At 69.6% G+C, this 12,363-nt stretch carries 11 protein-coding genes; 7 read left to right on the top strand and 4 right to left on the bottom strand.

Features of this window, described 5'->3' with window-relative positions:
* Positions 1-69: 69 nt before the first annotated feature.
* Positions 70-1,416, top strand: coding sequence for an FtsX-like permease family protein (locus ACFWIW_RS23425; protein ID WP_378370382.1), 1,347 nt, complete (start codon positions 70-72; stop codon positions 1,414-1,416).
* A gap of 65 nt (positions 1,417-1,481) precedes the next feature.
* Positions 1,482-2,369, top strand: coding sequence for an RNA polymerase sigma factor SigJ (sigJ, locus tag ACFWIW_RS23420; protein WP_378370381.1), 888 nt, complete (start codon positions 1,482-1,484; stop codon positions 2,367-2,369).
* Positions 2,370-2,439: 70 nt separating this feature from the next.
* On the opposite strand, the gene ACFWIW_RS23415 is transcribed toward sigJ, so the two are convergent.
* Positions 2,440-3,519, bottom strand: a complete 1,080-nt coding sequence (locus tag ACFWIW_RS23415) for a glycoside hydrolase family 5 protein (RefSeq protein WP_378370380.1) — start codon at positions 3,517-3,519, stop codon at positions 2,440-2,442.
* A gap of 177 nt (positions 3,520-3,696) precedes the next feature.
* Between ACFWIW_RS23415 and ACFWIW_RS23410 the strand changes: the two genes are divergently transcribed.
* Positions 3,697-4,449, top strand: coding sequence for a PIG-L deacetylase family protein (locus ACFWIW_RS23410; RefSeq protein WP_378370379.1), 753 nt, complete (start codon positions 3,697-3,699; stop codon positions 4,447-4,449).
* Here the strand turns inward: ACFWIW_RS23410 and ACFWIW_RS23405 are convergent.
* Together ACFWIW_RS23405 and ACFWIW_RS23400 are read right to left on the bottom strand one after the other, a co-directional pair.
* Positions 4,438-5,004, bottom strand: a complete 567-nt coding sequence (locus tag ACFWIW_RS23405; protein ID WP_378370378.1) for a CGNR zinc finger domain-containing protein — start codon at positions 5,002-5,004, stop codon at positions 4,438-4,440. The two genes, ACFWIW_RS23410 and ACFWIW_RS23405, sit on opposite strands and share 12 nt — an antisense overlap.
* Before the next feature lie 209 nt (positions 5,005-5,213).
* A complete protein-coding gene (locus tag ACFWIW_RS23400) occupies positions 5,214-6,059 on the bottom strand; it encodes an LLM class flavin-dependent oxidoreductase (protein ID WP_378370377.1) in 846 nt (281 codons plus the stop codon).
* Between the two features lie 181 nt (positions 6,060-6,240).
* Here ACFWIW_RS23400 and ACFWIW_RS23395 point away from each other — a divergent pair, with 181 nt between their 5' ends.
* Positions 6,241-7,506 carry a family 1 glycosylhydrolase gene (locus tag ACFWIW_RS23395; RefSeq protein ID WP_378370376.1) on the top strand — a complete coding sequence of 422 codons (1,266 nt, stop codon included), beginning with the start codon at positions 6,241-6,243 and terminating at the stop codon, positions 7,504-7,506.
* Here ACFWIW_RS23395 and abc-f read toward each other — a convergent pair.
* On the bottom strand, positions 7,490-9,112 hold the full coding sequence (abc-f, locus tag ACFWIW_RS23390; RefSeq protein WP_378370375.1) for a ribosomal protection-like ABC-F family protein: 1,623 nt from the start codon (positions 9,110-9,112) through the stop codon (positions 7,490-7,492). The genes ACFWIW_RS23395 and abc-f overlap by 17 nt on opposite strands.
* Before the next feature lie 272 nt (positions 9,113-9,384).
* Between abc-f and ACFWIW_RS23385 the strand changes: the two genes are divergently transcribed.
* The 3 genes from ACFWIW_RS23385 to ACFWIW_RS23375 are packed head-to-tail and all read left to right on the top strand — an operon-like array spanning position 9,385 to position 12,319.
* Positions 9,385-9,993: a hypothetical protein gene (locus ACFWIW_RS23385; RefSeq protein WP_378370374.1), complete on the top strand. Its 609-nt coding sequence runs from the start codon at positions 9,385-9,387 to the stop codon at positions 9,991-9,993.
* 42 nt (positions 9,994-10,035) lie between these two features.
* The gene (locus ACFWIW_RS23380; RefSeq protein WP_378370373.1) at positions 10,036-10,863 is read left to right on the top strand and encodes a M55 family metallopeptidase; all 828 of its coding nucleotides are present in this window, start codon (positions 10,036-10,038) and stop codon (positions 10,861-10,863) included.
* Positions 10,856-12,319, top strand: a complete 1,464-nt coding sequence (locus ACFWIW_RS23375) for a M20/M25/M40 family metallo-hydrolase (RefSeq protein WP_378370372.1) — start codon at positions 10,856-10,858, stop codon at positions 12,317-12,319. Before ACFWIW_RS23380 ends, ACFWIW_RS23375 begins: the two co-directional genes overlap by 8 nt.
* Positions 12,320-12,363 lie beyond the last annotated feature (44 nt).

Raw genomic sequence — 12,363 nt, 5'->3', positions numbered from 1 at the left:
GGCCTGTCCCATGTCCGTCGCCGTCCGTGCTCCCTAACCTGGCGGCAAAGCCTGGGGAGGACCTTCCGCATGATCGCGACCAAGCTGGCGTTCTCGTCGCTCCGCCGCCGACCCACCGGATTCGTCGCGAGCTACGTCGCGATGTTCTTCGGCGCCACGATCCTCATGACGTTCGCGTCCCTTTTGGACACTCGGACGGCGGCCGATCCCGAGACCGCGAAGACCTTGCTGATCATGGCGAGCGTCGTCGGGGGCTGGGGCCTGGTGATCGTGCTGTTCGCGACGCTTTCGACGCTCTCGCTCCTGATCCGGCAGCGTGCCCCGGAGATGGCGTTGCTGAAGTGCGCCGGCGCGACGCCGTCACAGATCGGCCGGATGATCGTCGGCGAGGCGGCCACCGTCGCCGTCCTCGCCGCGGCCACGGCCGTCGTGCCGTCGGTCTTCGCCGGGCGTTGGCTGGTCACGCTGCTCGGAGACACGGGTCGCGTACCGGCAGGACTGGAGGCAAGGTTCGGCTCGATCGCGGTGTCCATGGGCACCGGCATCACCCTTCTCGCCGCGCTTGCCGCCGCGACGGTCGCCGCACGGCAAGTGACCGGACGCGGAGCCGTGGAGGCGATTCGCGAGGCGGGGGTCGACACCCGGCCGACCGGCAGGCTCCGGGTGATCGGCGCCGTGGTCGTCCTCGCCGCCGGGCTCGGGTGCGGAGTGCTGACGATGACCGTGTTCACCGGCGCGGAACCCGCGTTGATGGCGATCGGTGGCCAGGGCGCGATCCTCTCCGCGATCGGTTTCGCGCTCCTCTCCCCCGCGTTGCTCGGCCCGATCGCCGCGGTGCTGGCCGCGCCGCTGCGCCGGGCCGGCGTCAGTGGTCGTCTCACGACGGCGCACCTTCGCGTCCGCGGCCGTCAGCTGGCCGGGGTGCTGGTGCCGATCATCCTGTTCACCGGCATCGCGACCGGGACGCTCTACATGCAGGCCATCGAGAACTCCGCGGGCACCGCGCCCGCGACGATCGCGAACGGCATCGAGACCCTGAACTACGTCGTCGTCGGCATGATCGCGCTGTTCGCCGCCGTGATGCTGGTGAACACCGTCGTGGCCGCGATCGTCGGCCGACGCCGCGAATTCGGGCAGCAACGGCTCATCGGGTCGACACCGTCGCAGGTCCTGCGGCTCGTCGGTACCGAAGGCACCGTCCTGGTGGCGGTCGGCGTCCTGCTCGGCTCGCTCTCCGCTGTCGTCACCGTGATCCCGTACAGCGTCGCCAGGACCGGGAGCCCGGTGCCGGACGAGACGATCGGGGTCTACCTCGCCGTCGTCGCCATCGCCGTGGTCCTGACGCTCGGTTCGCACGTGGGCGCGGCGGTGAAGGCGATGCGGACCCCGGCGATCCAAGCGGCCACCCGCGGCTGAAGGCCTGTCACATCTCCGTTCCCCCACGCGTCAGGGTTACGACTGAGCGATGAAGGATGGGGACCGTGGACGAACACGACTGGCTGGCGCGGCGCTTCGAAGGGCACCGGACGCATCTGAGGGCGGTGGCGTACCGGATGCTCGGTTCGCTGAGCGAGGCGGACGACGCCGTGCAGGAGGCTTGGCTGCGGCTGAGCCGGTCGGACTCCGGCGAGGTGGACAACCTCGGCGGCTGGCTGACCACCGTCGTCGGCCGGATCTGTCTCGACATGCTGCGCTCGCGCAAATCCCGGCCGGAAGAGCCGGTGGGCGCCCAGCTCCCCGACCCGATCATCGGCCGTGAGGGCGGGATCGACCCGGAACACCAGGCCCTGCTGGCGGATTCGGTCGGGCTGGCACTCCTCGTCGTGCTCGACACCCTCGACCCCGCCGAGCGGCTCGCGTTCGTCCTGCACGACATGTTCGCCCTGCCGTTCGACGAGATCGCACCGATCGTGGGGCGGTCTTCCGCGGCGACCCGGCAGCTCGCCAGCCGCGCGCGCCGTCGTCTGCAGGGTTCGCCGACGGTCCCGGACACGGACCTGAGCCGTCAGCGGGAAGTCGTCGACGCGTTCTTCGCCGCCGCGCGGGGCGGCGACTTCGACGCCTTGGTCTCGGTGCTCGACCCGGACGTCGTCCTGCGTGCCGAGGGCGGCGCGGCCCCGGCCGGGACCTCGCGTTTCGTGCGCGGGGCGGCAACGGTCGCGAGCCAGGCGCTCATGTTCCGGTCGGCGGGCGACGGCGGAGTGCCGCGCCCCGCGCTGGTCAACGGCGCGGCCGGGATGGTGATCACCAAGGACGGCGTGCCGACGACGGTCTTCGCGTTCACCGTCGTGGGCGGGAAGATCGCGGCGATCGACATCCTCGCCGATCCGGACCGCCTCGCCGCGCTGGACTTCGAACCGCTCGGCTGATCCGTGAGGAAAGGGTCGTTCAGAACGTTTCCGTCCTGAACGACCCTTCCTGACCTACGCGCTGCCGGGATCAGGAGGTCGGGAAGTTGTCCGCGGTGCGGATGCGGTCCCGGATCCAGACACCGGCGGGCTTCAGCGGAGCCGTGCCGGTGAACGAGCTGCCCGAGCAGGTGCCCGGCTTGAACACCGCGCCCGACCGGCTGTCGTCGGAGAAGTTCCAGTTGGTCCAGCTGATCTTCTTCGACGCCAGGAAGTCGAGGTACTTCTGGGAGTTGGTGAAGTCGTTGCCGCCGTCACCGCTGGCGGTCTGCGTGCCGAACTCGGTCACGAACAGCGGGATCTTGCTCGCGGCGCGGCTCAGCGCGTTGAAGTACTCGGTTTTGTGCGACGCCGCGTAGAAGTGGAACGTGTACATGAAGTTGCTGGCGCGCACCGGGTTGTTGATGATGTCGGTCTCGTTGCGGCCGTCGGAGATGCCGAGCGAGCCCCAGCCGTGCGTGCCCACCAGGACCACGCCGTCGGAGTCCTGGGAGCGGATGACCGGGATCATCTGCTCCGCGTAGCTGCGGACGCGGTCCCAGCTGACGTTGTTGGGCTCGTTGGCGATGTCGTAGATGATGTTGGTCTTGTCCTTGTGCCGCTGGGCGATCTCGGTGAAGAACGTCTTGGCGCGGCTGAGGTTCGCATTCGGGTCACCCGGGGTGAGCTGGTGCCAGTCGACCAGGGCGTACATCCCGCGTTTGGTGGCCTCTTCGATGTACCCGTGCACCATGTCGGTGAACTTGCGCGGGTTGGTCTCGTAGCCGCCTTCCTGGATGTACATCGAGATCCGGAGGACGTCGGCCTTCCAGTCGTTGGCCAGCGCGTCGAGCGAAGCGGTCTTCACGCACTGGCTGAACCACTGGATCCCGTGGGTGCTCATGCCCCGGAGCTGGATCGGCTTGCCCGCGGAGTTGCAGAGCTGGAGGCCGCAGACCTTCAGCTGTCCGTTGATCGCCGCCGGACTGCCCGGCGGCAGCGCGGCGGCTGCCTGCGTTGCGGGTTCTGCCGCGGTCTCGGTCGCCATCGAGGTGCTCGCGGCGGCGACCGGGGCCAGCAGCCCGGCGGCCAGTGCGGCCGTCACCCGGAGACGGATCTTGTCCCAGCGCATTCGGCTTCTCCTCTCGCGTCGACGGCACCGACGTTGGCGCGCCGACGGTCAGGGCGGCGGAGTTAAATAGGAAACTTTCCTTACTATTGGAAAGTAAAGGGAAGATTACCCACAGGGTCGACGGACGGTCAAGAGTCGACCACCGACGGTTCCGGCGACCTCGGGCATGCTCGGAACGTGACGACGATCGTGGCCTTCCACGCCCACCCCGACGACGAAGCGCTGCTGACCGGCGGCACCCTCGCGCGCGCCGCCGCGGACGGCCACCGGGTCGTCCTCGTGGTCGCCACGATCGGCATGCAGGGCGTGGACGTGGCGCGCCGGGCCGAGCTCGAAGCGAGCGCGAAGGTGCTGGGCGTCGAGCGAGTCGTCCACCTCGGCTACGCGGGCAGTGGCCACGGCGCGATCCTCTACCCGGATCCGCCGGGCTGGGTCCGGTTCGTGCGCGCAAGCACCGACGAAGCGGCGGCGCGGCTCGTGGCGATCCTGCGGGCGGAGAAGGCGTCCGTGCTGCTGAGCTACGACCGCAACGGCGGCTACGGCCACCGAGACCACGTCAAGGTGCACGAAGTCGGCAGGCGGGCAGCGGAACTCGCCGGCGACGTCCGGCTGCTGGAGGCCACGATCCCCCGCGACGTCGTCGCTCGCCTGGTGAGGATCGTGCGGCTGGCGCGGATCCCGTTCCGCTACGACGTCGACGCGCTTCTCCGCGCCTACAGCGCACGCTCCGAGATCACGCACACCTTCGACGTCCGGCGTTTCGCGCGTCAGAAGCAGGCCGCGATCGCCGCCCATTCCTCACAGGTGAAGGGAAACGGCAGGCTGGCGCCGCTGATGCGCGTCGTGACCCGGCTTCCGGCGCCGCTCTTCGGCCTCGCGTTCAACCGCGAGTGGTACGTCGACGCGACGCCGCGCGGATCACGATCCTGACCGGCGGGCGCGGTACGCTGCGGCCTTCACCCGGTTCTGGCAGGCGAGCCCGCAGAACCGCTTGATCTGCGCCTGGCTCGCGTCGATGTACACCTGATCGCAGCGCGGCGCCGCGCACAGCCCGACACGATGCGGGATGTGGTCGCCGAACGCCGCGGCCACCGACACCGCGAGCCCGGCCGCCCACTGCTGCACGAGGTCGGCGTCGGGACCGTGGAAATGCAGATGCCAGGACCGTTCGCCGTGGCGTTGCAGGGACGGGCGGGCCTTGCTGTCGACGAGCATCCGGTTGAGCAGCCCCGCCGCCTCGTCGTGCTCCCGCCGGGACAGCGATTCGATGATCTCCCGCAGCCGCGACGCGAGATTCCGCAGCCGCTCCGCGGTGAGCAGGTCGATCTGCCCGTTGCCGAGTGCTTCGGTGGCGACGCGGACGAGGTCGGGGCCACCGAGCGCGGGTTTCGGCCTGCCGTGGACGTGCTCGCCGGTCAACGCGTTGATCAGCGTGACCCCGGTTTCCAGCCGCATCGCGTGATGCCCGTCGGGCTCGTCGACCATTCGACCCCTCCCCCTCGCGTCACTGGTTCGCAGGACGCCCGCGGTGACGCTACCAAAGGCGAGCGGCACCGCAAGGGCGATGAAGTCGTTCGGAGCAACGGAATCCTGCGGAAGGCGGAGCATCCGTCCACTATGGACACAAGCATGGTTCTCGTGAGTGTTCAGGACGGTTAGAACCGTCCTTGCCACTCACGAGGCCGAGCGGCCCCTCACCACCGAGGCGGACCGGCGTCCACGATCTTCTGCGAGAGCTCCAGCGGGTCGAGGTGCATCAGCGACTCCATCCACCACGTCATCCCGGCCTGCGCCAGCGACGGCAGATCGACCTTGATCGGCTCCTCCCACGCCGGGCTCGCGTTGCCCGCCACCGCGACATCGAAGGGACGACCCGGTTCCAGCCCGGCGAGACCGAGCGCGCGGTGGGTCTCCGCGATCTCCTCGGCGGTCGGCGTGTGGTCCTCCGGGTTCGGGAAGATCCCGTCGCACAGCGCCGCCCGCCGGACGACGCGCGGGTTGTCGGTGGAACTCGCCACCCAGATCGGGATCGGGAACGGCTCTGGCGGAGCCTCGGCGAGCGCGACCTGGTAGTGCGCGCCGTCGTGGTCGAACCGCCTGCCGGACCAGATCGCACGGATCACGTCGAGGCCTTCGTCGAACATCGCCGACCGGGTGAGCAGATCGGTCTGTTCACCGAATCGGCTGAAGTCACCGGATTCGTCCGAACCCAGGCCGGTGCCGAGGATCAGCCTGCCGCCGGAGAGGCGGCTGACCGTCGACGCGTGCCGCGCGACCACCCACGGGCGCCGCCGGGCGGGCGGCGTGATCATCGGACCGAACAGCAGCCTGCTGGTCGCGTGCGCGATGGCGCCGAGCGTCGTCCACGGATCCGCGATGGGCATGGTGTCCGCGACCACGTGGTCCCACAGGAAGAACCCGTCCCAGCCCGCCGCCTCGGCGCGCACGGCGAGGTCGACGAGCACGCCCGGCTCGCCGAACGGGCCGAAAGGCGGCAGATAGACGGCATGGCGGACCGTGCTGCCGGTCAAGTCGATCATCTCCCCAACGTCATCGTCGAAGTCCCCGGACGGCCGCTTGTTTACGCCGTTCACTCACGTTAGCGTCCGGAAGATGGCGGACGACGGTGAACGATCGACGAAGTGGCCGGAGCATCGGAGAAGGTTACGCCGGGTGTTGTCCTCGGTGGTCGCCGTCTCACTATGCGCGACACTTTCGGCGGTGAACGCGTCCGCATCGCAGGATGACGACTGGTCCCGGGACTTCTACTGGGGTGTCGCGTCGTCGGGCTACCAGTCCGAGGGCAGCGCACCGGACAGCAACTGGAAACGGTTCGTGGACCGTTCCGCCGGCAAGGACGGCGTCGACGAGTACCGCGACTCCGTGGACTTCCGGCACCGCTACGCCGACGACATCCGCCTCGCGGCCGGTCTCGGCGTCAACACCTACCGCTTCGGTGTCGAGTGGGCTCGCGTCGAACCCTCACCCGGCCGCTGGGACGAAGCCGAACTGGCCTTCTACGACGACGTGTTCCGGCAGGTCCGCGCCGCGGGCATGACCCCGATGATCACGCTCAACCATTGGGTGTACCCGGGCTGGGCGCTCGATCAGGGCGGCTGGGCCGAGACCCGGACGGCCGACGCGTGGCTGGAGTTCAGCCGGAAGATCGTCAGCCGCTACGCCGGGCAGGACGTCCTTTGGGTGACGTTCAACGAGCCGCTCATCTTCCTCCGGAACGAGCAGAAGGTCGGCGCGCTGAACGCCACGCGGTACTTCGCGGCGCAGTCCAACGTCGTCCAGGCGCACCGGCGGGCCTACGACCTCATCCACGAACTCGACCCGACCTCGAAGGTCACCAGCAACCAGGCCTACATCACCGGCGTCAACGGGATGGCCGACTGGTTCTTCCTCGACCAGGTCAAGGACAAGCTCGACTTCATCGGCATCGACTACTACTACGGTCTCAGCATCGACAACTGGACCGTGTTCGCCGCCGCCAGTGACAAGTTCTGGGACGTGAAGCTCCAGCCCGAAGGCATCTACTACGCGCTGCGCAGCTACCACAACCGATTCCCGCGCATGCCCCTCTACATCGTCGAGAACGGCATGGCGACCGACAACGGGACGCTCCGCGACGCGGACTACACGCGCGGTGATCACGTTCGCGACACCGGGTACTGGCTCCAGCGAGCCAAAGCCGACGGGATGAACCTCATCGGCTACAACTACTGGAGCCTCACCGACAACTACGAATGGGGCAGCTACCGCGCCCGGTTCGGACTGTACACAGTGGACGCCCTCACCGATCCCGCGCTGACCCGGCGCCCCACGGACGCCGTTCCCGCGTACCAGGATCTGGTGACGGCGGGTGGCGTGCCGCAGGGCTACCGGCTCGAGCGCGGGCCCGGACTCTGTTCGCTCGTGGACGGGCTGGACAGCTGCCTCAATCCGGCGAAAGTGGACGGACCGCTCACGCCGCTGAAGTGACCAGTTCGAGCCGCCTTCCTTCGAACGTCCGCCGCATCCGCCGGTCGTGGGTGACGACCACGAGCGCGCCGGAGTACTCCGCGAGCGCCTGCTCCATCTCCTCCACGAGATCCGGGGAGAGGTGGTTGGTCGGCTCGTCGAGCAGCAGCAGGTCGGTTCTGGCCGTCACCAATCTGGCCAGTTCCAGCCTGCGCCGCTGCCCGATGGACAGCTCCCGGACCGGCTTGCGCAGATCCGGCGCCCGGAACAGGCCCAGCGACAGCAACCTCTCGGCCGCCTCGTCCTCGTCACCGTCCCCGGCGAAGACCGTCAGGACGGTCCGCGCGTCGGCGGCGAGCCCGCCGTTCTGGTGCAGGAAGCCGATCCGGCCCGCCCGCTCCGCCGATCCCGTCGACGGCGCGAGCTCGCCGGCGAGCACCCGCATCAAGGTCGTCTTGCCGGCCCCGTTGGGTCCGGTCACGAGGACCCGTTCACCGGGCAGCACGCTGAGCGACGTCCGCGGCAGACGGCCGTCGACCGACACCTCGCTCGCTTTCACCACGTACCGACCGGCCTCCGTCTCCCCCGCGGCGATCCGCGCGGTGAACCGGAGCGGTTCGGGTGGAGGCGGGACCGGGTCAGCGTCGAGCCGCTGGATCCGCTCGCGGGCCGACCGGATCCGGCTCATCGCCCCGTGTGCCCGGGAGCGGGCCCGGAACGCGCCCGCCCCGCTGAAGGCCGCCGGGGCCTTGCGCGGGATCGCCGAGAACCGGTCGATGTTGACGTCCGCCATCCGTTCGTAGCGGGACTTCTCCAGCCGCCACTCCTCGTACTCCCGGACCCAACGAGCCCGCGCGGCCTCCTTCGCCGCGAGGTAACCCGAGTACCCGTCGCCGTGCCGCTGCACCGTCTTCCGGTCGGCGTCGACCTCGAGGATGGTCGTCGTGACCCGGCTGAGGAACATCCGGTCGTGGGTGATCGCGACGATCCGGCCGCGATGCGCGCGGAGGTGGTTCTCCAGCCAGGCGACGGCGTCGTCGTCGAGATCGTTGGTCGGCTCGTCCAGCAACAGCAGTTCGGGCGACGCGGCCAGGGTGGCCGCGAGCGCCAGCCGGGACAGCTGCCCGCCGGACAGGCTGCCCAGCGGGCGGCCGCGATCGAGCCCCGGCTGCCCGAGCCCGTGCAGGGCGACCTCCACCCTGGCGTCGGCCTCGTAACCTCCGCGGGCTTCGTACTCGGTCATGAGGTCGCCGTACGCGGCCAGGTCTTCGGCGGTTTCGAGTGACTGTTCGGCCGTCCGCAGCCGGGATTCGAGCTCCCGGATGTCGGCCAGCGCGAGGTCGATCGCGTCGCCGACCGTGGCGGTTTCCGGCAGGTCCAGTGTCTGCGGGAGATAACCGACGCCGCCGGGCGCGGTGACGGTCACGGTGCCGTTGTCCGCCCGGTCGCGACCGGCGATCAGCCTCAGCAGGGTGGACTTGCCCGAACCGTTGTCGCCGATGACGCCGGCCTTCTCCCCCGGTTTGACGGTGAAGGAGATCTGGTCGAGCACGACGTGGTCGTCGAAGCGTTTGGTGACACCGGAGAGCACGAGTTGTGTTCCGGGATTTCGATGCGGGGTACGCACAGGGGCGTCCTCCTGATTCTCGCGGGGAAGAAGAGCAGACGAGGAAGGACGCGACCCGGCGGAGCGAAGGCTCTACGCCAGGGCCGCGTCGAAGGCGAGAATCACAGAGTGAAGAAAATCCCCATGCCGAAGACGGTAGCGGGAGAACGCGGACGGGCAAAACGAATAAAAGGTTGTGTACGGGTTCACAGAGTGGTCTGTGTCCCCATACCGCGACAGCGGCGCCCCGGTGAACGAGAATCGAGGGTGGAGGTATTTCGCGGTCTGAGGGAATGGGGTTCCTCGTGCACGGGTCCAGTGGTCCGATCGCCCGCTTCCGGCGACGGCTCTTCCCTGGTCACAATTCGCTGGCTCGTGGCTCCGACCGGTTCGAAGCCCTCCTCCTCAAGCTCGTGATCCTCGCGGCGCTGCTCGCCATCCCGGTCGCGGCCGCCGTCGGCTCGGCCAACCACGGCAGGCAGGTCGCCGCGGCCGCCGCCGACTCGACCGGCCGCACACCCGCCACGGCGTACCTGCTGAAGGCGGCGCCCATCCGCGTCGTCGACAGCGAGAGCGTCGGGACCGACACCGCCACCACCGAAGCGGCCTGGACCGACTCGCGCGGCGCCCGGCACACCGGCGGTGTCCTCGCGGCGCCGGGCAGTCCCGCCGGATCGGCCGTGCCGGTCTGGATCGACGCCCGCGGTGAGCTCACCACCGCCCCGAGGACCGCGTCGACGGCCGTGTTCGATTCCGTGCTCGTCGGCCTGTGGCTCTGGTTCGCGGTGGTCGCCGGGCTCGTGCTGGTGCAGCGGGTCGTCCGGCTGGTGCTCGACCGGCAGCGGGCGGCGGCCTGGGAGCGCGCTTGGGCGGTCTACCCGCGTTCCGGTTCCTGGCCCTGATCCCGGCGGCGAGGGCAAAGAGCCTCGGCTAGGGTGCCCCGCATGCGCATCATGATCTCGGCGGACATGGAGGGCGCCACCGGCGTCACCTGGACCGACGACGTCATCCCCGGTACCGAGCAGTGGCAACGATTCCGCCGCTTGTTCACCGGTGACGTCAACGCCACCATCGCGGGCCTGTTCGACTCCGGCGCCACCGACGTGCTGGTCAACGAAGCGCATTCCTCGCAACGGAACCTGTTGCTCGAAGACCTCGACGGCCGGGCGCGCATGCTCACCGGCAGGCACAAGCCGCTCTCGATGATGCAGGGGATCGACACCGGCGTGGACGGCGTCGTCTTCCTCGGCTACCACGCCGGCGCGGGTTTCGACGGCGTCCTGTCCCACACGTACCTGGAGAATCAGATCACCGGTGTGTGGCTCGACGACGTCCCCGCCAGCGAAGGCAGGCTCAACGCGGCGATGGCCGCCGAGTACGGGGTCCCGGTGCTGGTCGTCTCCGGTGACGACAAGGCCTGTGACGACGCCCAGGACTACGCGCCGGAAGCCGAGCTGGTCACGGTGAAGGAGTGCGTCAGCCGCTACGCCGCGATCTGCCTGCCGCCCGCCAGGACGGCCGAACTGCTGTCGGCGGCGGCGGCGGACGCGATGAACCGGGCGGGCCGCGTCGAGCGGTACAGCACGCCCCACCGGATCGAGGTCGAGTTCGACGCGAGCCATCTCGCGCAGGCCGCGGCGGTGATCCCGACGGTGGAACAGATCGGCGTGCGGCGGGTCGGCTTCGACGCGCCGGACATGACCGAAGCGATGAAGGCGTTCAAGATCGTCACGGCGATCGCGGCCGGGGCGGTGCAGGGTATCTATGGCTGAGCTGGAAACGCAGGGCGAGCTTCCCGGCCGCGATACCAACTCGGAACCCGCCCGGCCACAGGCCCCGCGATCGCGGCGGCAGGGCGCCATCAGCGATGACGTGCCGAACAGCGAAAACACGCGCCCTGGCGACACGATCGCGGACGCGGGTTCCCGAAACAACGCTGAGCTCGACGTGGTCGAAGTCTGTTCGCGGCTGATCCGGTTCGACACCACGAACCGGGGCGACGGCGACTCCGAGGGCGAACGTGAGGCCGCCGAGTACGTGGCATCGCTGTTGTCGGGGCTCGGGATCGGCTCGAAGATCATCGAGTCCGCGCCCCGACGGGCGAACGTGATCGCCCGGGTCCCCGGCACCGACCCGAACCTGCCCGCGCTGCTCGTGCAGGGGCATCTCGACGTCGTCCCGGCGGACGCCGCCGACTGGTCGGTGGACCCGTTCTCCGGCGAGGTCCGAGACGGGTTCCTCTGGGGCCGCGGTGCCGTCGACATGAAGGACTTCTGCGCGATGGTGCTCGCCGCCCTCGCCACCGGCGTCCGGCCGCGGCGGGACATCGTCCTGGCGTTCGTGGCCGACGAGGAGGACAAGGGCGAGTACGGCGCGCACTGGCTCGCCGCGGCGCACCGGGACCTGTTCGACGGCTGCGCGGCCGCGATCAGCGAGTCGGGCGGGTACACCTACCACGTCCCCGCCGCCGACGGCCGGAACGTGCGGCTCTATCCGGTGGCGACGGCCGAGCGCGGCACCGCGCATCTGCGCCTGACGGCCAAGGGCCGCGCGGGACACGGCTCGCGGCCCAACGACGAGAACGCGGTCACCCGGCTGGTCACGGCGCTCGGCAAGATCGCCTCGCACCGCTGGCCCGTCCAGCTGACCCCGACCGTCCAGGCCTTCCTCGAACGCACCGGGGAAGCGCTCGGCGTCCCGGTCGATCTGTCCGATGTGGACGGAACGATCGCGCGGCTCGGGCCCGCCGGGGCGCTGGTGGTCCCGACGGTCCGCAACAGCACGACGCCGACCATGCTCGACGCCGGCTACAAGGTGAACGTGATCCCGACTTCGGCCAAGGCCCAGGTGGACGTCCGCGTCCTTCCCGGCGCCGAACCGGAGCTGCTCGCCGAGATCGACGCGATGCTCGGCGAAGGCGTCACCCGCGAGTTCGTCGCGCATCAGCCGCCGGTCCAGGCTCCGGTGGATTCACCGTGGTTCGACGCGATGGCGGACGCTCTGCGTTCGGAGGACCCCGAAGCCGTCGTCGTCCCGTACTGCATGGGCGGCGGAACGGACGCCAAGGCGTTCAGTCCCCTTGGGATCGACTGCTACGGCTTCGCGCCGCTGTCGCTGCCGGAAGGCTTCCCGTACCGGGCGATGGCACACGGTGTCGACGAGCGGGTCCCGGTGGAGGGACTGCGGTTCGGCACGCGGGTGCTGCGGCACTTCCTGGAGAACTGCTGAGCCACACGCCTCGTGAGTGGTGAGGACGGTTCTAACCGTCCTCC

The organism is Amycolatopsis sp. NPDC058340, assembly GCF_042723975.1.
Classification (GTDB): Bacteria; Actinomycetota; Actinomycetes; order Mycobacteriales; family Pseudonocardiaceae; genus Amycolatopsis.
The sequence above is the reverse complement of the archived record's forward strand: the minus strand, read 5'-3'. Positions and strand labels throughout refer to the sequence as shown.

Excerpts from the sequence above, each read along its gene's own strand:
- ACFWIW_RS23425 (WP_378370382.1), top strand. The coding sequence starts at position 70 with ATGATCGCGACCAAGCTGGCGTTCTCGTCGCTCCGCCGCCGACCCACC.
- ACFWIW_RS23415 (WP_378370380.1), bottom strand. The coding sequence starts at position 3,519 with ATGCGCTGGGACAAGATCCGTCTCCGGGTGACGGCCGCACTGGCCGCC.
- ACFWIW_RS23405 (WP_378370378.1), bottom strand. The coding sequence starts at position 5,004 with ATGGTCGACGAGCCCGACGGGCATCACGCGATGCGGCTGGAAACCGGG.
- ACFWIW_RS23400 (WP_378370377.1), bottom strand. The coding sequence starts at position 6,059 with ATGATCGACTTGACCGGCAGCACGGTCCGCCATGCCGTCTATCTGCCG.
- ACFWIW_RS23385 (WP_378370374.1), top strand. The coding sequence starts at position 9,385 with ATGGGGTTCCTCGTGCACGGGTCCAGTGGTCCGATCGCCCGCTTCCGG.
- ACFWIW_RS23380 (WP_378370373.1), top strand. The coding sequence starts at position 10,036 with ATGCGCATCATGATCTCGGCGGACATGGAGGGCGCCACCGGCGTCACC.
- ACFWIW_RS23375 (WP_378370372.1), top strand. The coding sequence starts at position 10,856 with ATGGCTGAGCTGGAAACGCAGGGCGAGCTTCCCGGCCGCGATACCAAC.